This window comes from Pseudomonas sp. B7 (genome assembly GCF_016735645.1).
GTDB lineage: Bacteria > Pseudomonadota > Gammaproteobacteria > Pseudomonadales > Pseudomonadaceae > Aquipseudomonas > Aquipseudomonas glycinae.
On sequence record NZ_JAERRE010000001.1, the window covers coordinates 823,623 to 846,518 of the forward strand.

Annotated in this window: 26 protein-coding genes and 1 tRNA gene; 6 read left to right on the forward strand and 21 right to left on the reverse strand. The window is 59.6% G+C overall.

Annotated elements, in window-relative coordinates; translation table 11 throughout:
• Window positions 1-2 precede the first annotated feature (2 nt).
• The 14 genes from JKA62_RS03845 to trmJ form a co-directional block, all read right to left on the reverse strand.
• A complete protein-coding gene (locus JKA62_RS03845) occupies window positions 3-1,061 on the reverse strand; it encodes a RodZ domain-containing protein (RefSeq protein ID WP_011335809.1) in 1,059 nt (352 codons plus the stop codon).
• Complete coding sequence (gene pilW / locus JKA62_RS03850) at window positions 1,061-1,819, reverse strand: type IV pilus biogenesis/stability protein PilW (protein WP_011335810.1); 759 nt, start codon at window positions 1,817-1,819, stop codon at window positions 1,061-1,063. The genes JKA62_RS03845 and pilW overlap by 1 nt, the downstream gene beginning before the upstream one ends.
• Window positions 1,820-1,831: 12 nt before the next feature.
• Window positions 1,832-2,980, reverse strand: coding sequence for a 23S rRNA (adenine(2503)-C(2))-methyltransferase RlmN (gene rlmN, locus JKA62_RS03855; RefSeq protein WP_011335811.1), 1,149 nt, complete (start codon window positions 2,978-2,980; stop codon window positions 1,832-1,834).
• Window positions 2,981-3,008: 28 nt separating this feature from the next.
• Entirely contained in the window at window positions 3,009-3,434 is a 426-nt protein-coding gene (gene ndk, locus JKA62_RS03860) for a nucleoside-diphosphate kinase (RefSeq protein ID WP_039765715.1), read from the reverse strand.
• Window positions 3,435-3,522: 88 nt separating this feature from the next.
• A complete protein-coding gene (gene iscX / locus JKA62_RS03865; RefSeq protein WP_011335813.1) occupies window positions 3,523-3,723 on the reverse strand; it encodes a Fe-S cluster assembly protein IscX in 201 nt (66 codons plus the stop codon).
• Between the two features lie 14 nt (window positions 3,724-3,737).
• Entirely contained in the window at window positions 3,738-4,079 is a 342-nt protein-coding gene (gene fdx / locus JKA62_RS03870) for an ISC system 2Fe-2S type ferredoxin (RefSeq protein ID WP_007956685.1), read from the reverse strand.
• Complete coding sequence (gene hscA, locus JKA62_RS03875; RefSeq protein ID WP_201816418.1) at window positions 4,079-5,944, reverse strand: Fe-S protein assembly chaperone HscA; 1,866 nt, start codon at window positions 5,942-5,944, stop codon at window positions 4,079-4,081. Before hscA ends, fdx begins: the two co-directional genes overlap by 1 nt.
• 51 nt (window positions 5,945-5,995) lie before the next feature.
• Entirely contained in the window at window positions 5,996-6,517 is a 522-nt protein-coding gene (gene hscB / locus JKA62_RS03880; protein WP_011335815.1) for a co-chaperone HscB, read from the reverse strand.
• 8 nt (window positions 6,518-6,525) lie between these two features.
• Complete coding sequence (gene iscA, locus JKA62_RS03885; RefSeq protein WP_003227904.1) at window positions 6,526-6,849, reverse strand: iron-sulfur cluster assembly protein IscA; 324 nt, start codon at window positions 6,847-6,849, stop codon at window positions 6,526-6,528.
• 34 nt (window positions 6,850-6,883) lie between these two features.
• Window positions 6,884-7,270 carry a Fe-S cluster assembly scaffold IscU gene (gene iscU / locus JKA62_RS03890; protein WP_003227907.1) on the reverse strand — a complete coding sequence of 129 codons (387 nt, stop codon included), beginning with the start codon at window positions 7,268-7,270 and terminating at the stop codon, window positions 6,884-6,886.
• 101 nt (window positions 7,271-7,371) lie between these two features.
• Complete coding sequence (locus JKA62_RS03895) at window positions 7,372-8,586, reverse strand: IscS subfamily cysteine desulfurase (protein WP_007956689.1); 1,215 nt, start codon at window positions 8,584-8,586, stop codon at window positions 7,372-7,374.
• 50 nt (window positions 8,587-8,636) lie between these two features.
• Complete coding sequence (gene iscR / locus JKA62_RS03900; RefSeq protein WP_007956690.1) at window positions 8,637-9,128, reverse strand: Fe-S cluster assembly transcriptional regulator IscR; 492 nt, start codon at window positions 9,126-9,128, stop codon at window positions 8,637-8,639.
• A gap of 168 nt (window positions 9,129-9,296) precedes the next feature.
• Window positions 9,297-10,073 (reverse strand): serine O-acetyltransferase, encoded by a 777-nt coding sequence (gene cysE, locus JKA62_RS03905; RefSeq protein WP_011335816.1) that lies wholly within the window; start codon window positions 10,071-10,073, stop codon window positions 9,297-9,299.
• Between the two features lie 2 nt (window positions 10,074-10,075).
• A complete protein-coding gene (trmJ, locus tag JKA62_RS03910) occupies window positions 10,076-10,846 on the reverse strand; it encodes a tRNA (cytosine(32)/uridine(32)-2'-O)-methyltransferase TrmJ (RefSeq protein WP_007956692.1) in 771 nt (256 codons plus the stop codon).
• A gap of 145 nt (window positions 10,847-10,991) precedes the next feature.
• Between trmJ and suhB the strand changes: the two genes are divergently transcribed.
• Window positions 10,992-11,810: a type III secretion system regulator SuhB gene (gene suhB / locus JKA62_RS03915; RefSeq protein ID WP_007941397.1), complete on the forward strand. Its 819-nt coding sequence runs from the start codon at window positions 10,992-10,994 to the stop codon at window positions 11,808-11,810.
• A gap of 97 nt (window positions 11,811-11,907) precedes the next feature.
• Here the strand turns inward: suhB and JKA62_RS03920 are convergent, their stop codons facing one another.
• From JKA62_RS03920 to queA, 6 genes are all read right to left on the reverse strand, one after another.
• Window positions 11,908-12,456, reverse strand: a complete 549-nt coding sequence (locus JKA62_RS03920; RefSeq protein WP_011335818.1) for a glycine zipper 2TM domain-containing protein — start codon at window positions 12,454-12,456, stop codon at window positions 11,908-11,910.
• 121 nt (window positions 12,457-12,577) lie between these two features.
• Entirely contained in the window at window positions 12,578-13,492 is a 915-nt protein-coding gene (gene secF, locus JKA62_RS03925) for a protein translocase subunit SecF (RefSeq protein ID WP_064383915.1), read from the reverse strand.
• 9 nt (window positions 13,493-13,501) lie between these two features.
• Window positions 13,502-15,373 carry a protein translocase subunit SecD gene (secD, locus tag JKA62_RS03930; protein ID WP_011335820.1) on the reverse strand — a complete coding sequence of 624 codons (1,872 nt, stop codon included), beginning with the start codon at window positions 15,371-15,373 and terminating at the stop codon, window positions 13,502-13,504.
• Between the two features lie 64 nt (window positions 15,374-15,437).
• Window positions 15,438-15,773, reverse strand: a complete 336-nt coding sequence (gene yajC, locus JKA62_RS03935; RefSeq protein WP_007956696.1) for a preprotein translocase subunit YajC — start codon at window positions 15,771-15,773, stop codon at window positions 15,438-15,440.
• 43 nt (window positions 15,774-15,816) lie between these two features.
• Window positions 15,817-16,932: a tRNA guanosine(34) transglycosylase Tgt gene (gene tgt, locus JKA62_RS03940; RefSeq protein ID WP_161794909.1), complete on the reverse strand. Its 1,116-nt coding sequence runs from the start codon at window positions 16,930-16,932 to the stop codon at window positions 15,817-15,819.
• A 14-nt stretch (window positions 16,933-16,946) separates the two neighbouring features.
• Window positions 16,947-17,996 carry a tRNA preQ1(34) S-adenosylmethionine ribosyltransferase-isomerase QueA gene (queA, locus tag JKA62_RS03945; protein ID WP_085610925.1) on the reverse strand — a complete coding sequence of 350 codons (1,050 nt, stop codon included), beginning with the start codon at window positions 17,994-17,996 and terminating at the stop codon, window positions 16,947-16,949.
• A gap of 108 nt (window positions 17,997-18,104) precedes the next feature.
• Between queA and JKA62_RS03950 the strand changes: the two genes are divergently transcribed.
• The 3 genes from JKA62_RS03950 to JKA62_RS03960 all read left to right on the forward strand — a co-directional run bounded on the left by JKA62_RS03950 (window position 18,105) and on the right by JKA62_RS03960 (window position 19,089).
• Window positions 18,105-18,189 (forward strand) — tRNA-Leu (locus JKA62_RS03950).
• A 94-nt stretch (window positions 18,190-18,283) separates the two neighbouring features.
• A complete protein-coding gene (locus JKA62_RS03955; RefSeq protein WP_007956700.1) occupies window positions 18,284-18,613 on the forward strand; it encodes a hypothetical protein in 330 nt (109 codons plus the stop codon).
• Window positions 18,614-18,723: 110 nt separating this feature from the next.
• Window positions 18,724-19,089 (forward strand): hypothetical protein, encoded by a 366-nt coding sequence (locus JKA62_RS03960; protein ID WP_011335828.1) that lies wholly within the window; start codon window positions 18,724-18,726, stop codon window positions 19,087-19,089.
• Window positions 19,090-19,113: 24 nt separating this feature from the next.
• On the opposite strand, the gene JKA62_RS03965 is transcribed toward JKA62_RS03960, so the two are convergent.
• On the reverse strand, window positions 19,114-19,863 hold the full coding sequence (locus tag JKA62_RS03965) for a hypothetical protein (RefSeq protein ID WP_011335829.1): 750 nt from the start codon (window positions 19,861-19,863) through the stop codon (window positions 19,114-19,116).
• Between the two features lie 130 nt (window positions 19,864-19,993).
• Here JKA62_RS03965 and JKA62_RS03970 point away from each other — a divergent pair, with 130 nt between their 5' ends.
• Entirely contained in the window at window positions 19,994-20,740 is a 747-nt protein-coding gene (locus JKA62_RS03970) for a hypothetical protein (protein WP_011335830.1), read from the forward strand.
• Window positions 20,741-20,811: 71 nt separating this feature from the next.
• Entirely contained in the window at window positions 20,812-22,731 is a 1,920-nt protein-coding gene (locus JKA62_RS03975) for an alkaline phosphatase D family protein (protein WP_201816420.1), read from the forward strand.
• The last annotated feature ends 165 nt before the right edge of the window (window positions 22,732-22,896 follow it).

The window sequence follows — 22,896 nt, forward strand, 5'->3', positions numbered from 1 at the left end:
ACTTATTGACCCAACTTCAGGCGAGCAGTCTCGCCACTGGTGAACGGAGCGACATCGACCGGCTGGCCGTTGTAGCTGACCTGCGCGCCACGGGCAACGCCCAGACGCACGGCAAACGGAGGCTTGCCGACGACAGACAAGCTGTCGCCCTTACGCTTGAGGCCGCTGTACAGCACTTTGCCGCTGCCATCGGTCACTTGAGTCCAGCAATCGGCGATGAACTGCACCTGAACCTGGCCTTGACCAGCAGCCGGAGCAACGGGCGCTGTCGGCGCGGGTGCCGCGACGGCCGGAGCTGCCGGGGCAGTAACGGTCGGTGCAGGCGTGGCCGGAGCGGCAGGTGCCGGATTTGCAGGAGCAGCAACCACAGGCGCTGGCGTATGAGCCGGTGCAGTCGGAGTAGCGGCTGGCGCAGCAGGTGCCGGAGCAACCGGTGCAGTCGCTGGAGCCGCGGCATCGGTCTCGGCGCCGGTCGATTCAGCCGTGGATTCCGATTGAGGCAGTGCCAGAGCGGTCGAGCCCTCGGCTTCGCCTTCCGCGACTGCCTGATCTTCCGGCTCGTCGAGCGGATGAATCTGGGTGGTGCCATCGGCGCCTTCGACTTCGACGTGCTCCGGGGCCAGGCCAATCAGGTCCTTGGTGCGCTGCGAAGTCTGATCCTGCCACCAGACGAAACCACCGCCGATGACTGCGATCAGCAGCAACAGGCTGACGATACGCAAAATGGTGTGGGAAACCCGTACCGGCTCTTCGATACGGCCCAGAGCGTGGACGTTGCTGCCTTGGGAATCGGTGCCGGTAGACTGGTCGAATTGCTGGACCAGAACGGTCTGATCCATGCCGAGCAATTTGGCGTAGGCGCGAATGTAGCCGCGAGCGAAGGTATGCCCGGGCAACTTGTCGAATGCGCCGGCTTCAAGATTGCTCAGGGAAGTCACGGTGAGGTTGAGCTTGAGGGCCACTTCGGCCAGCGACCAGCCATTGCTTTCGCGGGCCTGGCGCAGGGTCTCACCGGGGTTAACGCGATTCGCTGCTACAACTTCGGGATGCGCCGCTTTCATCATTGCTCCGACAGGTATTGCTGATATTCCGGCGTACCGGGATAGAGTCGTTTTAATTGCAGGCCCGCACTGGCGGCCTTGTCGCGATCTTCAAATACTTTTGCCAACCGAACGGCGAGCAACAGACTACGTGCATTTTGCTCGGAGAGCTGGCTGAAACGGTCGTAATAGTCACGCGCGGGCACATAATGCCTGTCTTCGAATGACAACTCAGCCATTTCCAGCAATGCCCGTGGCTGCTGGCGGTTCAAACGCAGCGCCTTTTCCAGCTGCTGCTGCGCCAGATCACGCTGACCGAGCTTTGCCGCCGTCATGCCGAGGTTCTCGAACACCCGCGAACGCTCAGGATACAGGGTATCGGCGGCCGCCTGTTCAAAACGCTCGTAGGCTTCCTTGTAACGCTGTTCTTCGTAGAGAAAACTGCCGTAGTTGTTGAGGATGCGCGCATCGGCGGGACGGGAGGACAAGGCTTTGCGGAAGTGTTCGTCAGCAAGCCCAGGTTCCATTTCGGCCTGGAACACCAGCCCCAGCGCGGCGTTGGCGTCGGGATCCGACCCGTCCAGCTCCAAGGCTTTCTTCAGTGGAACCTTGGCCCGTTCGGTCATGCCCTGCTGCAAGTATCCCAATCCCAGCTGCACGTAGGCAGCTCGCGCTTCGTCACGGCCCTTGCTGGTCTTCATCGGGTTGTAGTCGCCCGACAGGACACAACCAGCACACAGGCTGGCCAACAGCAACAGCAGCGCAAAGCGCAGGGACATAGAGATCCTCTCTTAGTTAGTGTTCGCGGCGTTCTGTGCCAGATCGCTGTCGGCGCTCAATTCGCGGACGGCGATGTAACGTTCGCTGCGACGGGTGCGATCCAGCACCTGCCCTACCAATTGACCACAAGCCGCGTCGATGTCTTCACCACGGGTGGTGCGCACGGTGACGTTGAAACCGGCCTGGTGAAGCTGATCCTGGAACCGGCGGATGGCGTTGTTGCTCGGCCGCTCGTACCCGGAATGCGGGAACGGGTTGAACGGAATCAGGTTGATCTTGCACGGAATATCCTTGAGCAGCTCGATCATTTCCACCGCGTGCTCAAGCTTGTCGTTGACGTCCTTGAGCAAGGTGTACTCGATGGTCAGCACACGTTTCTCGCCAAGGGCGGACATGTAGCGCTGGCACGACTCGAGCAGCATCTTAAGCGGATATTTCTTGTTGATCGGCACCAATTGGTTACGCAATGCGTCATTCGGTGCGTGCAGGGACAACGCCAGGGATACGTCGATGTGCTTGGCCAGCTCATCGATCATCGGCACCACACCCGACGTGGACAGGGTCACGCGGCGCTTGGAGATCCCGTAGCCCAGGTCATCCATCATCAGATGCATGGCGGCCACGACGTTGTCGAAGTTCAGCAGCGGTTCGCCCATGCCCATCATCACCACGTTGGTGATGGCGCGGTCGATGGTAGCCGGAACACTGCCGAAGGATTTGTTGGCAATCCACACCTGGCCGATGACTTCGGCGGCGGTGAGGTTGCTGTTGAAGCCTTGCTTGCCGGTGGAGCAGAAACTGCAGTCCAGGGCACAGCCTGCCTGGGACGAAACGCACAGAGTGCCGCGTTTGCCCTGGGGAATGTAAACGGTCTCGACGCAGCTGCCGGACGCCACGCGCACCACCCATTTGCGGGTGCCGTCGCTGGAAATGTCCTCGCTGACCACTTCGGGACCACGGACCTCAGCAACAGCCTTGAGCTTTTCGCGCAAGGCCTTGCTGACGTTCGTCATGGCGTCGAAATCATCGACGCCAAAGTGGTGAATCCATTTCATTACCTGACCGGCACGGAAACGCTTCTCCCCGATTGAGTCGAAGAATTTTTCCATTTCCGGCTGGGTCAGACCCAGCAGGTTGTTTTTAACAGTCGATGTCGTCATGGATTCACCTTCACTCTTAAGCCAATGCTTAGCGAGTGGTTACTTCAGTAGCTGCGAAGAAGTAAGCGATTTCGCGAGCAGCAGCGGCTTCGGAGTCCGAACCGTGAACGGCGTTGGCGTCGATCGATTCAGCGAAGTCAGCACGGATGGTGCCTGGAGCAGCTTCTTTAGGGTTGGTAGCGCCCATCAGCTCACGGTTGCGAGCGATGGCGTTTTCGCCTTCCAGAACCTGAACGACAACAGGACCCGAAGTCATGAAGGCAACCAAGTCGCCGAAGAAACCACGAGCGCTGTGCTCAGCGTAGAAGCCTTCGGCTTCGGCTTTCGACAGTTGCTTCAGTTTCGAAGCTACAACGCGCAGGCCAGCGTCTTCGAAGCGAGTGGTGATCTTGCCGATCACGTTTTTAGCAACGGCGTCAGGCTTGATGATGGAGAAAGTACGTTGAACAGCCATGGTGTAACTCCAGAAACGGTAATTTGCGAAAAATTAAACCCGCGAATTATACGCGGGTTCTTGGGTATTGCCTAACCTGCGAGGACGATCAGTCCAATTCATCGGCCCAGAGAGTCTGCACCGCCTCCAATACCTTCTCGCCGACACGACCAGAGGTATTGTCGAAGTCCGGCAGCTCTTGGATCCACTGCTGCAACTCGACGAAATTGACAGAATACGGATCTACACCCGGCTTGGCCTCAGCCAGCTCTTCTGCAATACGTTGAACATCATTCCAACCGTAGCTCATGACAGTCTTACCAGTCAGTGCGGCGCTTCGGCCGCATGGTTAAGCGAATATTTCGGAATCTCGACGGTGATGTCTTCTTCACCGACGATCGCCTGGCAAGCCAAGCGCGACTGGGCTTCCAGACCCCAGGCACGATCGAGGAAATCTTCCTCCAACTCGTCGGCCTCTTCCAGCGAGTCAAAACCCTCGCGAATGATGCAGTGACAAGTGGTGCAGGCGCAGACGCCGCCGCAGGCGCTTTCCATCTCGATGTGGTGCTCGTGAGCCAGTTCGAGGATCGACGTGCCAGGCGCAGCGTCGACGACCATGCCTTCAGGGCAGAACTTCTCGTGGGGCAGAAAAATGACCTGCGGCATCAGATATCCTCGATTTCATTCAGATTGCGCCCCGACAGAGCGGCTTTCACCGTCTGATCCATACGACGGGCTGCAAAAGCATCGGTCACTTGCGACAGACGCTTGGTCTGCTGCTCGATGGCATAACCATCAGTGCCTTTCATCAGTTCGGTCAGTTCCTGCACCTGCAGATCGATGACCATGCGCTCTTCGGCATCTAGCAAGCGCTCGCCATCCGCCTCAAGAGCGCCCTGCACCGCTTCGATCAGGCGCTGGGCATCGACTTGTTGCTCGCGAAGAACGCGGGCGACTTTGTCATCGTTGGCGTGCTGGAACGAATCTTTCAGCATCTTGGCGATTTCGCCATCGGTCAGGCCATAGGATGGCTTGACCTGAATGCTCGCTTCAACGCCCGAACCCAATTCACGGGCAGAGACGCTGAGCAGACCGTCGGCATCGACCTGGAAGGTCACGCGAATTTTCGCCGCACCGGCCACCATCGCCGGGATGCCGCGCAACTCGAAGCGAGCCAGAGAGCGGCAATCGCTGATCAGCTCACGCTCGCCTTGCAACACGTGGATCGCCATGGCCGACTGGCCGTCTTTATAAGTGGTGAAGTCCTGGGCGCGAGCGACGGGGATGGTGGTGTTGCGCGGAATCACCTTCTCCATCAGGCCGCCCATGGTTTCCAGCCCCAGGGACAGCGGAATCACGTCGAGCAGCAGCAGTTCGCCGCCATCGCGCTTGTTGCCGGCCAGCGTATCGGCCTGGATCGCAGCACCAATGGCCACCACTTGATCCGGGTCGATTTCGGTCAGCGGCTGACGACCGAAGGCTTCGGCGACGGCTTCGCGAACACGTGGAACCCGGGTCGAACCACCGACCATGACCACGGCGTGCACATCTTCCAGCTCGACGCCGGAATCACGAACGGCGCGGCGACAGGCTTTCAGGCTGCGGGCGACCATTGGCTCGATCAGCGCATCGAAGGCTTCGCGAGTCAGCTGAGCCTTCCAGTCGCCGTAAGCAACTTCAACACTGTCAGAATCCGTCAGGGCTTCTTTGGCTGCGCAGGCAGCTTGCAGCAGGCTGCGCTGTGCGCCCGGATCGAGGTCGGCGGACAAACCGGCGCTCTCGATGATCCAGCCGGCAATCGCGTGATCGAAATCATCGCCGCCCAGCGCGCTATCGCCGCCAGTGGCCAGGACTTCGAAGACACCGCCAGTCAGGCGCAGAATCGAAATATCGAAGGTGCCGCCGCCCAGGTCATAAATCGCGACCAGGCCTTCGGCATGCTGATCCAGACCGTATGCCACCGCCGCAGCGGTCGGCTCGTTGAGCAGACGCAACACGTTCAGACCGGCAAGTTTCGCCGCGTCCTTCGTAGCTTGGCGCTGAGCATCGTCGAAGTACGCCGGAACGGTGATCACCGCGCCCACCAACTCACCGCCAAGGGTGGCTTCAGCGCGCTGACGCAATACTTTCAGGATATCGGCGGACACTTCGACCGGGCTTTTCGGGCCCTGCACGGTGTCGATGAACGGCATGTGCGATTCGCCGCCGACAAAGCGGTACGGCAGCTGATCGCCCAATTGCTTGACGTCGGACAGACCACGACCCATCAGGCGCTTGACCGACAGCACGGTATTCAGGGGATCGGAGGATGCGGCCAGCTTGGCCGACTCGCCGACTTCGACGCGATCGGCGTGATAACGCACGGCGGAAGGCAGGATGACCCGCCCTTCGGCATCGGCCAGCGGCTCGGAAAGACCACTGCGCAACGCAGCGACCAGCGAATTGGTAGTGCCCAAGTCGATTCCCACAGCCAGACGACGCTGGTGTGGTTGAGGACTTTGGCCGGGTTCGGCGATCTGCAGTAGGGCCATCGTGATCAGGACTTATCTGTATATCAGGCGTGCGACCGGAGCGGCACTGGGTTAATCGTCGAGGCGCTCTTCTAACTGGCGCACTTCGTAGGTGAGCTTGTCGAGGAACTGCATGCGCCGCATCAGGCGTTCGGCCTGTTCGCGTTGCGCTGCATCATCCCAACAGGCTGCGAAGCTTTCGTTGAGCTCTTCCTGGGCGGTTTTCAGGCGACGCTTGAAAGCCGCGACACCGGCCAGGTCGGCACTGTCCTGCAGATCTTCGAGCTCTTCGCGCCATTGCATCTGCTGCAGAAGAAACTCGGGATCGTGAACGGTAACTTCCATCGGCACTTCATGCCCGCTGATGGTCAGCAGGTAGCGTGCACGCTGGGCCGGACTCTTGAGTGTCTGGTAGGCATCGTTGAGCCGCGCAGACTGCTCCAGCGCTGACCGCTGCTCGCGCTCGGAAGCATCGGCAAAGCGGTCAGGATGAACACCGCGCGCCAGCTCACGATAGCGCGTGGCCAACTGCTCGAGATCCAGACGAAAGCCCGGTTGCAGCTCGAATAAAGCGAAATGACAAGGAATACCCACGACAAGCCTCAGATGTTGAAGCTTTCGCCGCAGCCACATTCACCGCGTACGTTGGGATTGTTGAACTTGAAGCCTTCGTTCAATCCTTCCTTGACGAAGTCGAGCTCGGTGCCGTCGAGGTAGGCCAGGCTTTTCGGGTCGATGATCACTTTCTCGCCGTGACTTTCGAACACCTGATCTTCTGCAACCACCTCGTCGACAAACTCCAGCACGTAGGCAAGGCCGGAACAGCCTGTGGTGCGAACACCCAGACGAATCCCTTCACCCTTGCCGCGCCCGTCGAGGGAGCGCCGCACGTGTCGAGCAGCCGCTTCTGTCATGCTGATAGCCATCGTTGACTCCTTACTCGTCGCCAAATCTTGAAAGTCAGATCAAGCCTTTCTTCTGCTTGTAATCGCGAACGGCCGCTTTGATAGCGTCTTCAGCGAGAACCGAGCAGTGGATTTTCACTGGCGGCAGAGCTAGTTCTTCGGCCAGCTGAGTGTTCTTGATGGTTTCAGCTTCGTCCAGAGTCTTGCCCTTCATCCACTCGGTAGCGAGGGAGCTGGAGGCGATAGCCGAACCGCAGCCGTAGGTCTTGAACTTGGCGTCTTCGATAACGCCCTGATCGTTGACCTTGATTTGCAGACGCATCACGTCGCCGCACGCCGGAGCGCCGACCATGCCAGTGCCGACATCAGGATCTTCCGCGTTCATCTTGCCGACGTTGCGCGGGTTTTCGTAGTGGTCGATGACCTTTTCGCTGTAAGCCATGATTCTCAATCCTCACTCATCAGGGCCGCTCTTGAGACCCTGCAACTGCGCTGCGTAAACCGCCGCGTCGCTACAGGATCTGTATCCGGCGGCTTCTATATTTAGTGTGCCGCCCACTCGATCTTCGAGATATCGACGCCGTCTTTGTACATGTCCCACAGCGGCGACAGAGCGCGCAGCTTGGTAACGGCCTCGCAGACTTTCTGCGCGGCGTAGTCGATTTCTTCTTCGGTGGTGAAACGGCCGAAGGTGAAACGGATCGAGCTGTGTGCCAGTTCGTCGTTGCGGCCCAGGGCGCGCAGTACGTACGAAGGCTCAAGCGACGCCGAGGTGCAGGCCGAACCGGACGAAACCGCCAGATCCTTGAGCGCCATGATCAGCGACTCGCCTTCAACGTAGTTGAAGCTCAGGTTCAGGTTGTGCGGAACGCGGGCGGTCAGGCTGCCGTTGACGTACAGCTCTTCCAGGTGCTCGACCTGCTTGTAGAAGCGGTCGCTCAATGCCTTGATACGGACGTTTTCGGCAGCCATGTCTTCCTTGGCCACACGGAACGCTTCGCCCATGCCGACGATCTGGTGAGTCGCCAGGGTGCCAGAACGCATGCCACGCTCGTGACCGCCACCGTGCATGGTCGCTTCGATGCGCACACGCGGCTTGCGGCTAACGTACAGCGCGCCGATACCTTTAGGGCCGTAGGTTTTGTGGGCGGAGAACGACATCATGTCGACTTTCAGTTTCTGCAGGTCGATTTCGACCTTGCCAGTGGACTGAGCGGCGTCAACGTGGAACAGGATGCCTTTGGAACGAAGCAACTCGCCGATGGCGGCGATGTCGTTGACGGTGCCGATTTCGTTGTTCACGTGCATTACCGACACCAGGATGGTGTCTTCGCGCAGCGCGGCTTCGATCATGGCCGGGGTGATCAGGCCATCTTCGGTCGGGTCGAGGTAGGTGACTTCGAAACCTTCACGCTCCAGCTGGCGCATGGTGTCGAGAACAGCCTTGTGTTCGATCTTGGAGGTGATCAGGTGCTTGCCCTTGGAGGCATAGAAATGTGCCGCACCCTTGATTGCCAGGTTGTCGGACTCGGTGGCACCGGAGGTCCAGACGATTTCACGCGGGTCGGCGTTGACCAGATCGGCCACCTGACGACGGGCGTTTTCGACGGACTCTTCGGCTTTCCAGCCGAACACGTGGGAACGGGACGCCGGGTTACCGAAGTTTCCGTCGACCAGCAGGCATTCACTCATTTTTTGCGCAACGCGCGGATCGACCGGGGTGGTCGCAGAGTAATCAAGGTAAATCGGCAATTTCATGGACTATCTCCTAAATCAGGCTGGCTGGCGTGCCGCTAGCTCTCTGGCTGTCATTCGACGGCGGACGCTTCAATCTTGTCCAGGCGCGGCGCCTTGCCATTGCAACGACGCTGATCCTGACGCTGGGCCACTTCCTGCACCTCACGGCGAGTTACGAGGTCGGCCAAGCTGATACCGCTGAGAAATTCGTGAATCTGCAGGCTCAGGTCGCACCACAGGTGATGGGTCAGGCAGGTGTCACCGGAGTGGCAGTCGCCCTGGCCCTGGCATTTTGTTGCATCGACCGATTCGTTCACCGCATCGATCACCTGAGCCACCTGGATGCCCTGCATGTCGCGGGACAACTGGTAGCCACCGCCCGGACCGCGAACACTGGAAACCAGGTTACTGCGGCGCAGCTTGGCGAAAAGCTGTTCGAGATAGGACAGGGAGATGCCTTGGCGCTCGGAGATATCGGCCAGGGACACCGGCCCGTGTTGCGCGTGCAACGCCAGGTCAAGCATGGCGGTCACGGCGTATCGGCCTTTTGTAGTCAGTCGCATGGACAATTACCACGGAGTTCGGAATGGGCGGGAGTATGCAATTCCCGAGCATTTAAGTCAACTATAAGACCTAGTGCTTTAGTCGGGTTTACCCGCAAAAGAGCGCGCGAATGATAGCAGGGTCTGCGGCCTAATGGCACACCGGTCGGCAGCAGCCCTGCAAGTGCGTCAGTGGAGCTTGGATTCGCCCTTGCCCTTGACGCAGGCGAAGTCTTCTTCACGCAGCTCGGGCAGATCTTTCGCACAGTAATTGCTGCCCAGATCCTTCAGCGCGCCGCACATTCCTTCCAGACGCCCATCCACCGCTTGCAGGTGATCAAGCAACTGGCCGATGGCACGCGCCACCGGATCGGGCATGTCTTCACTGACGCCGTAGGCATCGAAGCCGATCTTCTCGGCCATCGCCTTGCGCTTGGCGTCGGCCTCATCATCGGACTTGACGATGATCCGTCCCGGAATCCCGACCACGGTGGCACCCGGTGGCACTTCTTTGGTGACGACAGCATTGGACCCGACCTTGGCGCCGGCACCCACAGTGAACGGGCCGAGCACCTTCGCACCTGCGCCCACCACCACGCCATCACCGAGGGTCGGATGACGCTTGCCCTTGTTCCAGCTGGTGCCGCCGAGCGTCACGCCCTGATAGATCGTCACGTCATCGCCGATTTCAGCGGTTTCGCCAATCACGATGCCCATGCCGTGGTCGATGAAGAAGCGTCGACCGACCTTGGCACCCGGATGGATCTCGATCCCGGTCAGCCAGCGACCGAAGTTCGACACCAGCCGCGCCAGCCATTTCAGATCGTTGCGCCAGAGCATCCCGGCCAGTCGATGAATCCAGATCGCATGCATGCCGGGGTAGCAGGTCAGGACTTCAAAAGCGTTACGCGCCGCCGGGTCTCGGTGGAATACGCTCTGGATATCTTCACGCAAACGCTCGAACATCATTAATCCTTCCGCTTAAGGAGCTCGCCACGGGCCGCTTTCTGGGTTTCCGTGAGGATGCCACGCAAAATATTCATTTCCGCCCGGCTGACCGAGCTGCGTCCATACAACCGGCGCAGGCGCGCCATCAAGTGCCGCGGCTTTTCCGGATCGAGGAATTCGATGGCCACCAGGGTCTGCTCCAGGTGTTCATAGAACCGCTCCAGCTCATCCATGGTCGCAAGCTCTGCGCTTTTCACGGAGGCCACTTCTTCCTTCTCGATCTTGGTCGGCTGGCCTTGTGCAGCCAGCCACGCCATGCGCACTTCATAACTCAACACCTGCACCGCCGCCCCGAGGTTCAGCGAGCTGAATTCAGGATCGGAGGGGATGTGCACGTGATAGTGACATCGCTGCAGCTCGTCATTGGTCAGGCCGGAATCCTCACGACCGAACACCAGCGCGATTTCCGCGCCCTGCCCGGCCTCCTCGACCACTTTGGTCCCGCACTCGCGCGGATCCAGCAATGGCCAGGGAATGCGCCGGTCACGGGCACTGGTGCCGAGCACCAGATTGCAACCGACCAAGGCGTCTTCCAAGGTGGCGACGACTTGCGCGTTTTCAAGGATGTCACCAGCACCGGAAGCACGGGCATCGGCTTCGTGATGCGGAAAGACTCGCGGATCAACCAGCACCAGACGCGACAGGCCCATGTTTTTCATGGCGCGCGCGGTCCCGCCGATGTTTCCCGGATGGCTGGTATTGACCAGGACGACACGAATATTTTGCAGCACGGCGGGCGCTCTCGGACTCGGCAAAGGGGTGCAAATCTTACAGAACAGCCTACCGTTAAGCTATGAAAGCGAACAGCGACCTTCACCTGAAGAAAAGTTCTGATAGAATGCGCGGCTTTCTTTAACAACCTTAGGTGACACATCCATGCAGCCCATGCTGAATATCGCGCTGCGCGCCGCCCGCAGCGCCAGTGAACTGATCTTCCGCTCCATCGAGCGCCTGGATACCATCAAGGTCGACGAAAAAGACGCCAAGGATTACGTATCCGAGGTCGATCGCGCCGCCGAACAGAAAATCATCGACGCCCTGCGCAAGGCTTACCCGAATCACTCGATCATGGGTGAGGAGACCGGCCTGCATGCCGGCACCGGCATCGAAGGCGAAGAATACCTGTGGATCATCGATCCACTGGACGGCACCACCAACTTCCTGCGCGGCATTCCTCACTTCGCTGTCAGCATTGCCTGCAAATACCGTGGTCGCCTGGAACACGCCGTTGTTCTGGATCCGGTTCGTCAGGAAGAATTCACCGCCAGCCGTGGTCGCGGCGCTCAACTGAACGGTCGTCGCCTGCGTGTCAGCGGTCGCACCAGCCTGGACGGCGCCCTGCTCGGCACCGGTTTCCCGTTCCGTGACGACCAGATGGACAACCTCGACAACTACCTGGGCATGTTCCGCGCCCTGGTTGGCCAGACTGCCGGCATCCGCCGCGCCGGTTCGGCAAGCCTGGACCTGGCTTACGTAGCCGCCGGCCGTTTCGACGCGTTCTGGGAGTCGGGTCTGTCCGAGTGGGACATGGCCGCTGGCGCCCTGCTGATTCAGGAAGCAGGCGGCCTGGTGAGCGACTTCACCGGCGGTCACGACTTCCTTGAAAAAGGCCACGTCGTTGCCGGCAACACCAAATGCTTCAAGGCAGTTCTGACGGCGATCCAGCCGCACTTGCCGGCCTCGCTGAAGCGCTAAGCGTTTCGCGAAACCAAAAAAAACACCCTTCGGGGTGTTTTTTTATGGGCATGAAAAAGCACCCCGAAGGGTGCTTTTTTTATAAGCCGTCAGCCAATTACTGGCCTGGCTGGTTCTGCGACAGGATCAGCTTGCCTTCCTTGTCGACCGGGATCTGGTTGCCCGGATCACGATCCATGCGCACCTTGCCTTCCTTGCCGTCCAGCGAATACCGGACGTCATAGCCCACGACCTTGTCGCTGATGTCATTCACCGTGTTGCAGCGAGTCTGAGTCGTGGTGTAGGTATCACGCTCCTGCATACCCTCCTGAACCTTGTTGCCGGCGTAACCACCACCGACCGCACCGGCCACCGTGGCAATCTTCTTGCCGGTGCCGCCGCCGATCTGATTACCCAGCAGACCACCCGCCAACGCACCGACCACGGTGCCGGCGATCTGGTGTTGATCTTTCACCGGTGCCTGCCGGGTCACCGTCACATCCTTGCACACTTCACGTGGAGTCTTGATCTGTGTTTTGACCGGCTCTACGGCCAGCACTTGCGCATACTCAGGGCCGCTTTTAACCAGGCTGTAGGTGGCAACAGCACCCCCGGCAGTTACACCGACAGCACCCAATACCGCACCAACCAGCAACGACTTGTTCACATGAACCTCCTGACCATCACATGCGGGAACGCGCCCGCGCTTCTCCCAGCCTTGGAGCAAAAAAAAAGACGCGAGTTCAACTCGCGTCTTTTTTGACTGACCGCCGGAAAATCGATGGCCGTTATGGACGGTCGTCGACTTCCTTCTCGGTGTTGGCCGGTGGAATAAGATCTTCAGTGCTCAGGTTCAGCCAGATCAACACCACGTTCGCGATGTAGATCGACGAGTAGGTACCCGCCAGAACACCGATAAACAGGGCGATGGAGAAGCCGAACAGGTTATCGCCACCAAAGAACAGCAGCGCCGCGATCGCCAGCAGGGTGGAGATCGACGTTGCCATGGTCCGCAGCAAGGTCTGAGTCGTCGAGATGTTGATGTTCTCGATCAGCGAAGCCTTGCGCAGGACACGGAAGTTCTCACGCACCCGGTCGAATACGACGATGGTGTCGTTGAGCGAGTAGCCGATGATCGCCAGCACCGCCGCCAACACCGTCAGGTCGAAGGTGATCTGGAAAAACGACAGGATACCGATGGTCACGATCACGTCGTGGATCAGCGATACGATGGCGCCGACCGCGAACTTCCACTGAAAGCGGAAAGCCAGGTAGATCAGGATGCCGCCGAGTGCCAGCAGCATGCCGAGGCCGCCCTGATCACGCAGCTCTTCACCGACCTGCGGGCCGACGAACTCGACACGCTTGACGGTAGCGGGGTTATCGCCGCCGACCTTTTGCAGCGCTTCTGCAACCTGATGACCCAGTTGCGGGTCTTCACCCGGCATACGCACCAGCAGGTCGGTGGTTGCACCGAAGTTCTGCACGACGGCCTCGTGGTAACCCGAAGTCACCAGTTGCTCGCGCACCTTGGTGACGTCAGCCGGACGCTCGTAGGTCAGCTCGATGAGCGTACCACCGGTGAAGTCCAGCCCCCAGTTCATGCCCTTGTGGAACACACTGAAGATTGCCAGCAAGGTCAGAAATACGGTGACGCCGAACGCAAAGTTGCGGACGCCCATGAAGTTGATTGTACGTAACATGGCAGCCCCTTAAATCCACAACTTCTTGAAGTCACGTCCGCCAAAGATCAGGTTGACCATTGCGCGGGTCACCATGATGGCCGTGAACATCGAGGTAAAGATCCCGAGGGACATGGTCACTGCAAAGCCCTTCACCGGGCCGGTGCCCATGGCGAACAGGATGCCGCCGACCAGCAAGGTGGTCAGGTTGGCGTCGAGAATCGCAGTGAATGCCCGGCCGAAGCCTTCGTTGATTGCACGTTGCACGGTCATGCCGGCGGCGATCTCTTCACGAATCCGCGAGAAGATCAGCACGTTGGCGTCGACCGCCATACCCATGGTCAACACGATACCGGCGATACCCGGCAGGGTCAGCGTAGCACCCAGCAGCGACATCAGCGCCAGCAGCAACACCATGTTCACCGCCAGTGCAACGGTGGCGATCAGGCCGAAGAAGCGGTAGATGGCGATGATGAACAGCGAGACGAACAACATGCCCCACAGCGATGCATCGATACCCTTGGTGATGTTGTCCGCACCCAGGCTCGGGCCGATGGTGCGTTCTTCAGCAAAGTACATCGGAGCAGCCAGACCACCGGCACGCAGCAACAGCGCCAGTTCGGACGACTCGCCCTGGCCGTTCAGGCCGGTGATACGGAACTGCGCACCCAGCGGCGACTGAATGGTCGCCAGGCTGATGATTTTCTTCTCTTCCTTGAAGGTCTGCACCGGCACGTCTTTTTCGACGCCGTCGACCACTTGCTTGACGTAAGTAGTGACCGGGCGCTGTTCGATGAAGATCACCGCCATGCTGCGACCGACGTTGCTGCGGGTCGCGCGGTTCATCAGATCACCACCGTGACCATCCAGGCGGATGTTCACTTCAGGCGTACCGTGCTGCGAATCGAAACCGGCCTTGGCGTCAGTCACCTGGTCACCGGTGATGATCAGACCACGCTCGATCTGCGCAGGAGGACGCTTGCCTTCACGGAATTCGAAGGTCTCGGAAGTGGCTTTCGAAGCGCCCGGCTCTGCAGCCAGACGGAACTCCAGGTTGGCCGTCTTGCCGAGGATACGCTTGGCTTCGGCAGTGTCCTGCACGCCCGGCAGCTCAACCACGATACGGTTGGCACCCTGACGCTGGACGATCGGTTCGGCAACACCCAGCTCGTTGACGCGGTTACGGACCGTGGTCAGGTTCTGCTTGATGGAGTATTCACGGATTTCCGCCAGCTTGGCCGGGGTCATCGCCAGACGCAGCACCGGTTGACCGTTGAGGTCGGCCGGAACAATGTCGAAATCGTTGAAATTCTTGCGGATCAGCGCACGGGCCTGTTCGCGGGAATCAGCATCGCTGAAGCCCAGCTGAATGGCGCCATTGAGTTGCGGCAGGCTGCGATAACGCAGCTTCTCTTTGCGCAGCAGGCTCTTGACGTCGCCTTCGTAGACTTTCAGGCGGGCGTCGAGGGCTTTGTCCATGTCCACTTCCAGCAGGAAGTGCACACCACCGGACAAGTCCAGACCCAGCTTCATCGGATGCGCAGCCAGGTTGCGCAACCATTGCGGGGTGGTTTGTGCCAGGTTCAGCGCGACGACGTAGTCATCACCCAATGCCTTGCGAACAACGTCTTTTGCCGGCAGCTGGTCTTCAGCCTTGGTCAGACGGATCAGACCGCCCTTGCCGTTCGCAGCCAGGCTCGAAGCCTTGACGTTGATCCCGGATTCCTTGAGCGCGGTGCTCACGCGATCCAGATCGGCCTGATTGACCTGCAGGGCCGTGCTGGCGCCGCTGATCTGAATGGCCGGGTCATCGGGGTATAGATTCGGAGCGGAATAAATCAGACCGATCGCCAGCACCGCCAGGATCAGAATGTATTTCCACAGAGGATATTTGTTCAGCATCACGCCGCCCGTTATGAACGCGGGGCGCCTTGCGCGCCCCGTCGATTGAGTAGAAGTTGGAACCTTAGATCGCTTTCAGCGTGCCTTTTGGCAGCGTGGCGGCGATGGCGCCCTTCTGGAACTTCATTTCCACGGTGTCGGAAACTTCCAGAACCACGAAGTCATCGGCCACTTTGGTGATCTTGCCGGCGATGCCGCCGGTGGTGACCACTTCGTCGCCCTTCTGCAGGCTGCTCAGCAGGTTCTTCTGCTCTTTGGCGCGCTTGGCCTGTGGACGCCAGATCATCAGGTAGAAGATGACCAGGAAGCCGACCAGGAAAATCCACTCGAAGCCGCCGCCCATAGGCGCTGCAGCCGGTGCAGCCGCGTCAGCCATGGCATTAGAGATAAAAAAGCTCATTTAGCACTCCAGTTGCAAATGTTGAATCTTGGGGTCAGAAAACTCAGTCCAAAGGCGGAACGGGAAGCCCGCGTTTGGCGTAGAAGGCATCGACAAAGGCGGCCAATGTACCCTGTTGAATAGCCTCGCGCAAACCAGCCATCAGCACCTGATAATGGCGCAAATTGTGGATGGTATTGAGCATGCTGCCGAGCATTTCGCCGCACTTGTCCAGATGATGCAGATAAGCGCGGGAGAAGTTCTGGCAGGTATAGCAATCGCAGGTCGGATCCAGTGGCGAATCATCATGGCGATGGAACGCGTTACGGATCTTCAGCACGCCTGTATCAATGAACAGATGCCCGTTGCGGGCATTACGGGTTGGCATCACGCAATCGAACATGTCCACACCGCGGCGCACACCCTCAACCAGATCTTCCGGTTTGCCAACGCCCATAAGGTAACGAGGTTTGTCAGCCGGCATCATGCCCGGCAGATAGTCCAGCACCTTGATCATTTCGTGCTTGGGTTCGCCCACCGACAGACCGCCGATGGCCAGGCCGTCGAAGCCGATCTTGTCCAGGCCTTCCAGCGAGCGCATGCGCAGGTCCTGGTGCATGCCGCCCTGAACGATGCCGAACAGTGCCGCCGTGTTGTCGCCATGGGCATTCTTCGAACGCTGGGCCCAGCGCAGCGACAGTTCCATGGACACGCGGGCCACGTCTTCGTCAGCCGGGTAAGGGGTGCATTCGTCGAAGATCATCACGATGTCCGAGCCCAGGTCGCGCTGGACCTGCATCGACTCTTCCGGGCCCATGAACACTTTCGAGCCGTCGACCGGGGAGGCGAAGGTCACGCCCTCCTCCTTGATCTTGCGCATGGCGCCGAGGCTGAACACCTGGAAACCGCCGGAGTCGGTCAGGATCGGGCCTTTCCACTGCATGAAATCGTGCAGGTCGCCGTGCTCCTTGATCACTTCGGTACCCGGGCGCAGCCACAGGTGGAAGGTGTTGCCCAGAATGATCTCCGCGCCCGTGGCGACGATGTCACGCGGCAACATGCCCTTGACCGTGCCGTAGGTGCCCACCGGCATGAACGCCGGGGTCTCGACGGTGCCACGGGGGAAGGTCAGACGACCACGACGGGCCTTGCCATCGGTGGCAAGCAGCTCGAACGACATACGACAGGTGCGACTCATACTGTTTCCTCTGGGCCGCGCGGCGCGGGATTACGGGTGATGAACATCGCATCACCGTAGCTGAAAAAGCGGTATCCGTTGTCCACGGCGGCTTTGTAGGCGGCCATGGTTTCCGGATAACCGGCGAACGCCGAAACCAGCATCAACAGCGTGGACTCGGGCAAATGGAAATTGGTGACCAGGGCGTCGACCACATGGAACGGCCGGCCCGGGTAGATAAAGATGTCGGTGTCACCGCTGAACGGCTTGAGTACGCCATCGCGGGCGGCGCTTTCCAGCGAACGCACGCTGGTGGTGCCGACAGCAATCACTCGACCGCCACGCTCACGACAAGCGGCGACGGCATCGACCACGTCCTGACCGACTTCCAGCCACTCGCTGTGCATGTGGTGATCTTCGATCTTCTCGACGCGCACCGGCTGGAACGTGCCGGCGCCGACGTGCAGCGTGACGAACGCCGTCTCGACGCCCTTGGCGGCGATCGCCTCCATCAGCGTCTGATCGAAATGCAGCCCGGCGGTCGGTGCCGCCACCGCGCCGAGCTTCTCGGCATACACGGTCTGATAGCGCTCGCGATCCGAACCTTCGTCCGGGCGATCTATATAAGGAGGCAACGGCATGTGCCCGACGCGATCAAGCAGCGGCAGCACTTCTTCGGCAAATCCCAGCTCGAACAGCGCATCGTGACGCGCCAGCATCTCGGCTTCGCCGCCGCCGTCGATCAGGATCTTCGAGCCCGGTTTCGGCGACTTGCTGGAACGCACATGGGCCAGCACGCGGTGGGTGTCGAGCACGCGTTCGATGAGGATTTCCAGCTTGCCGCCGGACGCCTTCTGCCCGAACAAGCGCGCCGGAATCACCCGGGTATTGTTGAACACCATCAGATCGCCGGGGCGCAAATGCTCCAGCAGATCAGTGAATTGACGGTGTGCCAGGGCGCCGCTGACCCCATCCAGGGTCAACAGGCGACTACCGCGACGCTCGGCCAAAGGATGGCGGGCAATCAGCGAATCAGGAAGCTCGAAGGTAAAGTCAGCAACGCGCATGATGGGGTTCGTCTAGCAGGGCCGGAAAGTCTAGCGGAAATATCGAAAATTGACCATGAAACGTGATTGACCAACGGTAGGCACCTCTCTATACTTCGCCGCCATTGAGCCCTGATGGCGGAATTGGTAGACGCGGCGGATTCAAAATCCGTTTTCGAAAGGAGTGGGAGTTCGAGTCTCCCTCGGGGCACCAAAATTAGAAAAGGTCTTGCTTAGCAAGGCCTTTTTTTTCGTCTGTCGGAAAGTGCCGCTGGCCCTCCCGGCGAGATCTCACACAGGTTCACCGCATGGAAACGTCACTGGAAACCGTCGCCCTGTTCTCCCTCAAACTCGCGTATGAGGAAGAAGGCCTGAGCCCGATTCTGCGCGATGACATGGTCATGGGCGACTACCAGAAAGACGTGTTCGAACTGCTGGTGCGCCGGGGTGATGTCGAGACGATCCAGTTCAAGATGAACGAGTGTCTGGCGCTGGCGATGGATGCGTTGGGTGGCGTCGAGAAACCGTTGGGGCGCGAACTGCACAAGTTGTCGACCGACTTCAGTCAGGCGCAGTCGCTGGAGCAGCTGGATCAGCCGCTCCTCGCGCTCAAGGGTTATTTGAAGGACATTCTTTAAGCTACGCAGATGAAGAAAGTGGCGCGAAGGTTCTATTTTGATATCTTGCCGCCCACTCGCCAGAGGCCGGTCAACCGCCTCTGTTATCGCGCACTCGGGAGTAAACCAAAATGGATGCTGTGTTGTGCTTGCTGGTGATGGCTGGAACCTGGTTATGGGTGGTGAAGCAACGGGGTGAGTGGAACCTGTTGCTGGCCAACCTTGCCGGCGCCGGCAGCGGCGTGGTTACCGGCATTGTGTTCACGCTGATTTACGACGCAATCATTGGTACGTCGATGGCGACACCCAACCTGCATCGCAGTCTGGTGGTGTTCATCACCAGCGCGGGCGTTCTGGCGGGGGTATGGCTGTGGATTGCCAATCGTCGCCAACCCGAACATCCGGTTGCACGTCAGTTGCTCGGCGCGGTGTGTGGCTTGGCCGCTGGCATGGCGACTCTGATGTTCCTCGCAGTGAATTATTTCCCCCACACATGACAGGACGGCGTGACTGCTTTGCAGTCAGCGCCGAGCCTTCAACACCCGAATATCCGTCGCAAACCCATCCGCGCCGACAATTTTCTTCCAGCCCACATACTGGAACTCGCCCCGCTCATCGATGTAATCGCCCTTCTCCACCGATCTGCCGCCGACGATCGCCACGCGCTTTTCCTCACCACACCCGCCATCCGACGGCCGCACGGTGTAGATCACATACGGCTTCACATATTGCGTGGCACGAAAATATTGGCCGCAGACTTCATCGACGGTAATCAGCATGGTTTTCAGGCGCGCTTCGCCGTCCATGTCTTCGTGAAGTTTGAGGAAGGAGATTTCGCCGACATCGCTGTAGCCGAGTGAACGGGCGCGTTGGTATTCGGGGGAGTTCTGGTGGGCGATGCGGCCTTGCTCCGCGGCCTGGTTCATTCTGTCGGCGAACTCGGCTTTGCCACGGGCAATCATCGCATCGGCCTCGGCCGCCACGTTTTCGCATTGAGCGAATTCCCGGGAGGCGAGGTACTGGGGCGGCAGGTTCGGGCGGTGCTCATTCATGCTCCCTTGGCTGTTCTCCAGATCGCCCATCACCTCAAAGGCGCCGGGCACGCGACCGCTTTGGACGTCGGCCATTTTTTCCTGCATGCGCTGACAGTTGGCGAGGTAATACTTCCAGCTGTTTTCCGGGTGCTCTTTCCAGGCGGCGAATGCCGGGGTCATGGCGCTGGCGAAAGTGATTGCACATAGCAGACGCAAAACAGGGGCGACTTTTGACATGAGTAGTCCATTACAGGAATCAGGAAAGTGGCGCGAAGCTACTATTTTGTTATCTTGCCGTCCATCGTCAGTAGTCAATCTGCGCGACGCACTGATTTCAGTTTTTTTGCAGGATTAAGGAAAGGATCGAATGGAGTTTCTGCGTTTTCTGGCATTTGTCGCGGCCTGGGGTTTCATGTGGCGCTGGGTGGTGAAAAACCGCGGCAGCTGGAATCTGTTTTACGCCAACCTGGTCGGTGTCGCGGGCGGTTTCATTGTTTCGATGGTTGTGCTGGCGATCACTTTTTCACTGTTCCCGTCGGCGCATCGCTACGAAGCCGCGCAGACTGAAAACGTCGTGGCGCAGCGGGAAGCCGAGCCGACCTCGTTGCTGCCGGAAGCCGAGGCGGTTGCGAGCCCTGCTGCGCTGAAAGATGCGCCGGTGTTTGCCGCTATCGTGCCGGACAACAAGCCCTCTCCAGCGGATTCCGCGTTGCTGCCGAACTACGCCAGTCGGGCGCCGAAGACGATGTCGGTGCAAACCGTAATCGACCAGAGTGACGATGAGGGGCGCAAGGCCCTGACGGCGCTGAGCAAAAAACTGCGCGCCGACGCCCACGGCGACAAATCGATGCTCGCGTATGTCATGTGCAGCCCGTTCGTGACCAGCACATTGCGCTTCCCCGCATCTGCCCGGTTTGCCGACAGCAAAAGCCTGACGCCGCAACGCTTCAAGGATCAGGTTTACACCTTCAGCAACACCGTCACCGCACGAAACATGAATGGCGACGATGTGACGTACCGTTTCGACTGCTCCGTACAGGAACAGCCAAGAGTCGATGCGACGCCTGCCGAATGGCGCCTGTTGGCGTTGAAGCTGGAAAAAACGGGCTCTTAAGCCTGGTTTAAGGGTTCGAGGCGCCGGCTGCGCTATCATCGCCGGCCTGTGCGCCTTGAGCTTTTCCCCCGATGCCTCCGACACCTGATGACCTGAGCCCGCTGCCCGCTGTTCTGGCCGGGCCGTTGCTGCGACGGCTGGAACCGACGCGCATCGTTCTTTGGCTGGTCGGCAGCCGCGAGCTGTCGCTGACCCTGCGCCTGCAAGGCGTAGGGGACATTCCTCTCGATAGCGGGAAATGCACGGTCATTCCGATAGGCACCCGGGCGTTTGTTCACCTGATCGACGTTCCGCTGGAAACCGCCCCGCCCTGCGACACCCGCATCGACTACGACCTGTTGATCGATGGCCAGCAGCCGATCGCCGACTGGGCGCCGCACCTGCTCTACGACAACGCCACCAGCCCGAACTTCGTCCCGCGCTCGCGCATTGACCAGTTGCTCCACGGTTCCTGTCGCAAGCCCCATCATCCGGCCGCCGACGGTTTGCTTTGCGTTGACCGCTTACTGGCCGCCGAAACCGATCCGCAGCAACGTCCCGCCCTGTTGATGATGAGCGGTGATCAGGTCTACGCCGACGACGTTGCCGGCCCGATGTTACGAGCGATTCACGCCCTGATCGAGCGCCTCGGCCTGTTCGGTGAGCACCTCGAAGGCGCGGTGGTCAGCGACAGCGCGAAACTCTACGAACACCCGGCCAGTTACTACCATCGCGCGGATTTGCTGCCTGCACTCGAGAGCAACGAGACACTGCGCGAGCGTTTCTTCGGCGGTGCGCGCAAGCCGATTTTCACCAGCAGCAGCGCCGACAATCACCTCGTAACGTTTGCCGAAGTCATGGCGATGTATTTGCTGGTGTGGTCGCCAACACCTTGGACACTGGTCAATCCGCAGCCACCGGCACTGACGCCTGAACGCCTCAAGCGCTACGCCCTCGAGCAGACCCGCATCGACGGTTTCAAGGCCGGCCTCGGCCAAGTGGCCCGGGCATTGGCGCATCTGCCGAGCCTGATGATCTTCGATGACCACGACATCACCGACGACTGGAACCTGTCTGCGCAATGGGAGGAAACGGCCTACGGCCACCCGTTCTCCAAACGCATCATCGGCAACGCGCTGATCGCCTACATGCTGTGTCAGGGTTGGGGCAACAATCCGGATGCATTCAGCGCAGTGCTGGAGAAAACCCGCGGCCTGAGCGCCAACGGTGACGACCGCTACCTCGACGCTCCCGTGCAGGACGAATTGATTGAGGAATTGCTGCGCTTTCAGCAATGGCATTTCGTATTGCCGACCAGCCCGGCGCTGGTGGTGCTCGATACCCGCACCCGACGCTGGCGCAGCGAAATGGCACTCAAGCAGCCGTCGGGCCTGCTGGACTGGGAAGCCTTGAGCGAACTGCAGCAGGAACTGCTCGACCATCCTTCGGCGATCATCGTTTCGCCGGCACCGATCTTCGGCGTGAAGCTGATCGAAACCGTGCAGCGAGTATTCAGCTGGTGCGGTTATCCACTGCTGGTGGACGCAGAAAACTGGATGGCCCATCGCGGCGCCGCCCAGGTGATCCTGAACATTTTCCGACACTCGCGTACACCGGGCAGCTACGTGGTGCTGTCAGGCGACGTGCATTATTCCTTCGTCTACGAAGTCTTGATCCGACACCGCAAGGCCGGCCCGCGCATCTGGCAAATCACCAGCAGCGGCATCAAGAACGAATTTCCCCCGACCCTGTTGGAATGGTTCGACCGTCTCAACCGCTGGCTCTACTCACCACGCTCGCCGCTCAACTGGCTGACCAAACGCCGCCGCATGCGCATCGTCCCGTACGTGCCGGAACACGCAGAAGCGGGTGAGCGACTGTGGAATTCGGCGGGGATCGGCCAGGTATTTTTCAATCATCAGGGACAGCCGAGCGACATCATCCAGCACAACGCGAACGGCGCACCGAAGACCCGGATGCTGGCGCCGGATTTGTCGGACTACCCTGATTAGAAAAATCTCACGTAGAGAGTGAGAGGGATGGCAGGCGCGTCGGAATCAGCTTACAAAAGACCCAGAAACGTCTCGACGAGACTTCGGTGATACTCAGCACACCGCAGGCAGCCCGTCTGTGGCACAACCAATGATAGGTATCGCCTTGTCATCCTGTACTCATTT

Bases quoted from the DNA above. Each gene is read 5' to 3' on its own strand.
- JKA62_RS03845 (WP_011335809.1), bottom strand. From the start codon at position 1,061: ATGAAAGCGGCGCATCCCGAAGTTGTAGCAGCGAATCGCGTTAACCCC.
- pilW (WP_011335810.1), bottom strand. From the start codon at position 1,819: ATGTCCCTGCGCTTTGCGCTGCTGTTGCTGTTGGCCAGCCTGTGTGCT.
- rlmN (WP_011335811.1), bottom strand. From the start codon at position 2,980: ATGACGACATCGACTGTTAAAAACAACCTGCTGGGTCTGACCCAGCCG.
- ndk (WP_039765715.1), bottom strand. From the start codon at position 3,434: ATGGCTGTTCAACGTACTTTCTCCATCATCAAGCCTGACGCCGTTGCT.
- iscX (WP_011335813.1), bottom strand. From the start codon at position 3,723: ATGAGCTACGGTTGGAATGATGTTCAACGTATTGCAGAAGAGCTGGCT.
- fdx (WP_007956685.1), bottom strand. From the start codon at position 4,079: ATGCCGCAGGTCATTTTTCTGCCCCACGAGAAGTTCTGCCCTGAAGGC.
- hscA (WP_201816418.1), bottom strand. From the start codon at position 5,944: ATGGCCCTACTGCAGATCGCCGAACCCGGCCAAAGTCCTCAACCACAC.
- iscA (WP_003227904.1), bottom strand. From the start codon at position 6,849: ATGGCTATCAGCATGACAGAAGCGGCTGCTCGACACGTGCGGCGCTCC.
- iscU (WP_003227907.1), bottom strand. From the start codon at position 7,270: ATGGCTTACAGCGAAAAGGTCATCGACCACTACGAAAACCCGCGCAAC.
- JKA62_RS03895 (WP_007956689.1), bottom strand. From the start codon at position 8,586: ATGAAATTGCCGATTTACCTTGATTACTCTGCGACCACCCCGGTCGAT.
- iscR (WP_007956690.1), bottom strand. From the start codon at position 9,128: ATGCGACTGACTACAAAAGGCCGATACGCCGTGACCGCCATGCTTGAC.
- cysE (WP_011335816.1), bottom strand. From the start codon at position 10,073: ATGTTCGAGCGTTTGCGTGAAGATATCCAGAGCGTATTCCACCGAGAC.
- suhB (WP_007941397.1), top strand. From the start codon at position 10,992: ATGCAGCCCATGCTGAATATCGCGCTGCGCGCCGCCCGCAGCGCCAGT.
- secF (WP_064383915.1), bottom strand. From the start codon at position 13,492: ATGTTACGTACAATCAACTTCATGGGCGTCCGCAACTTTGCGTTCGGC.
- secD (WP_011335820.1), bottom strand. From the start codon at position 15,373: ATGCTGAACAAATATCCTCTGTGGAAATACATTCTGATCCTGGCGGTG.
- yajC (WP_007956696.1), bottom strand. From the start codon at position 15,773: ATGAGCTTTTTTATCTCTAATGCCATGGCTGACGCGGCTGCACCGGCT.
- tgt (WP_161794909.1), bottom strand. From the start codon at position 16,932: ATGTCGTTCGAGCTGCTTGCCACCGATGGCAAGGCCCGTCGTGGTCGT.
- queA (WP_085610925.1), bottom strand. From the start codon at position 17,996: ATGCGCGTTGCTGACTTTACCTTCGAGCTTCCTGATTCGCTGATTGCC.
- JKA62_RS03955 (WP_007956700.1), top strand. From the start codon at position 18,284: ATGGAAACGTCACTGGAAACCGTCGCCCTGTTCTCCCTCAAACTCGCG.
- JKA62_RS03960 (WP_011335828.1), top strand. From the start codon at position 18,724: ATGGATGCTGTGTTGTGCTTGCTGGTGATGGCTGGAACCTGGTTATGG.
- JKA62_RS03965 (WP_011335829.1), bottom strand. From the start codon at position 19,863: ATGTCAAAAGTCGCCCCTGTTTTGCGTCTGCTATGTGCAATCACTTTC.
- JKA62_RS03970 (WP_011335830.1), top strand. From the start codon at position 19,994: ATGGAGTTTCTGCGTTTTCTGGCATTTGTCGCGGCCTGGGGTTTCATG.
- JKA62_RS03975 (WP_201816420.1), top strand. From the start codon at position 20,812: ATGCCTCCGACACCTGATGACCTGAGCCCGCTGCCCGCTGTTCTGGCC.